The organism is Plasticicumulans lactativorans, from assembly GCF_004341245.1.
Lineage (GTDB): Bacteria > Pseudomonadota > Gammaproteobacteria > Competibacterales > Competibacteraceae > Plasticicumulans_A > Plasticicumulans_A lactativorans.
In genome coordinates this window covers 1-1,681 of record NZ_SLWY01000055.1, presented here as the reverse complement: position 1 = coordinate 1,681, position 1,681 = coordinate 1, and the positions used below count along the sequence as shown (strand labels likewise).

Below are 1,681 nucleotides of genomic sequence, written 5' to 3'. Positions count from 1 at the left end.
CTCAGTAGACGAGTTTGGTGAAGGGTGGCACGTAGGCCATCAGCGTCACCAGCACGCCGACCAGCGCGGCGAGCGCGAGGGAGTGGAAGAACACGTAGCGCAGGATGTCGCCCTCGTGGCCGTACCACTTGGTGGCGGTGGAGGCGACCACGATCGACTGCGCGTCGATCATCTTGCCCATCACGCCGCCGGAGCTGTTGGCCGCGGCCATCAGCACCGGGTTCAGCCCCAGCTGCTCGGCCGAGGTCTTCTGCAGCCCGCCGAAGAGCACGTTGGCGGCGGTGTCGGAGCCGGTCAGCGCCACCCCGAGCCAGCCGAGCATCGTGCCGAAGAACGGGTAGAACACGCCGGTGTGCGAGAAGGCCAGGCCCAGCGTGGAGTCGAGCCCGGAGTAGCGCGTGGTGTAGCCGAGCGCGATCATCGCGGCGATGGTGATCAGCGAGTAGCGCAGCATCCACAGCGTCTCGCCGTACACCTTGAGCAGCTCGCGCACCCGGTAGCCCATCACCAGCCCCGACAGCAGCGCGGCGACGAAGATGCCGGTGCCGGTCGCCGACAGCAGGTTCAGCGTGTACACCGCCTTCTCCTTCTCCACGTGCGCCACGATCGGCGGGCCCTTGGTGATCAGCTCGTGCAGCGTCGGGATCGGGTACTTCCACACCCACAGCCCGTCCATGAACTGCTTGAACGCCGGGACGCCCCAGATGAACACCAGCACCGAGAGGATGATCCACGGCAGCCAGGCGCGGAACACCTCGCCACGGCTGTAGCCGTGGTCGGCGCTGCGCGAGGTGGCGCTCGCCGCGACCTTGCTCTCGGCGCCGGCCGCGCCGAAGGCGGTCGAGGTCCAGATGTGCCGGGGGTGCCAGACCTTGAGGAAGGCCGTCACCGCGAGCATCGAGGCGATCGCCGCGACCACGTCCACCAGCCACGGGCCGTGGAAGTTCGACACCAGGAACTGCGGCAGCGCGAAGGCGGCGCCGGCCACCAGCACCGCCGGCCAGATCTCCAGCATGCCGCGCCAGCCGCAGAACGCCCACACCAGCCAGAACGGCACGATCAGCGAGAAGAACGGCAGCTGGCGCCCGACCATGCCGGAGAGCTGCAGCAGGTCGAGCCCGGTGACCGCGCTGAGCGCGATGATCGGGGCGCCGAGCGCGCCGTAGGCCACCGGCGCGGTGTTGGCGATCAGGCTCAGCCCCGAGGCGGCGAGCGGCGAGAAGCCGAGCCCGATCAGCATCGCCCCGGTCACCGCCACCGGCGTGCCGAAGCCGCCCGCGCCCTCGAAGAAGGCACCGAAGCAGAAGGCGATCAGCAGCAGCTGCAGGCGCCGGTCGCTGGTGATGCCGGTGATGCTCTCGCGCAGGACCAGGAACTGGCCCTTACGCTCGGTGAGCTGATACAGAAAGATCACGTTGAGGATGATCCAGCCGATCGGCAGCAGTCCGAAGGCGGCGCCGTAGCCGGCCGCGCTCAGCGCCATCGTGCCCGGCATGCCGTAGACGAGCACGGCCACGAGCAGCGCCGAGGCCAGTCCGTAGAGCGCGGCGAGGTGCGCCTTGATGTGGAAGATGCCGAGCGCGCCGAGCATCACGATGACCGGGATCGCCGCGCACAGCGTCGACAGCCAGGCGTTGTTGAGGGGGTCGTAGACTTGGGCCCACATGCGTTGTTGTCTCCT

At 68.8% G+C, this 1,681-nt stretch carries 1 protein-coding gene; it reads right to left on the bottom strand.

What is annotated here, in order from left to right; all coding sequences use genetic code 11:
• Position 1 precedes the first annotated feature (1 nt).
• Complete coding sequence (locus EV699_RS19720) at positions 2-1,666, bottom strand: L-lactate permease (RefSeq protein ID WP_132546045.1); 1,665 nt, start codon at positions 1,664-1,666, stop codon at positions 2-4.
• Positions 1,667-1,681: the final 15 nt, after the last annotated feature.

Excerpts from the sequence above, each read along its gene's own strand:
- EV699_RS19720 (WP_132546045.1), bottom strand. The coding sequence starts at position 1,666 with ATGTGGGCCCAAGTCTACGACCCCCTCAACAACGCCTGGCTGTCGACG.